Origin of the sequence: Mesorhizobium sp. WSM4989, from assembly GCF_029625795.1 — a bacterium.
Classification (GTDB): domain Bacteria; phylum Pseudomonadota; class Alphaproteobacteria; order Rhizobiales; family Rhizobiaceae; genus Mesorhizobium.
In genome coordinates, this window is the sequence record NZ_JARTVN010000063.1 from 1 (window position 1) to 243 (window position 243).

A 243-nucleotide genomic window follows, 5' to 3' on the forward strand; every position below is an offset into this window, starting at 1 on the left:
TCCGAAGGCTGCGTGCCGCCATTGGTGTCGCACAGCACCACCCAGCGCGCGCCGGCTTCATAGGCGATCTTGGCGCAGGCCAGCGCGTAATCGGGGTTGGCCTTGAAGCCGTCGAAGAAATGCTCGCAGTCGACCATCGCTTCCTTGGCCGAAGCGACCGCCGTCTCGACCGAGACTTTTATCGACTCCAGGTTCTCCTCGTTGGTGCAGCCGAGCGCGACGCGCACGTGGTAGTCCCAGCTC

At 64.2% G+C, this 243-nt stretch carries 1 pseudogene; it reads right to left on the minus strand.

What is annotated here, in order from left to right:
* Positions 1-243 (minus strand): annotated as a pseudogene (locus tag P9217_RS30325) (citramalate synthase); the annotation flags it as partial.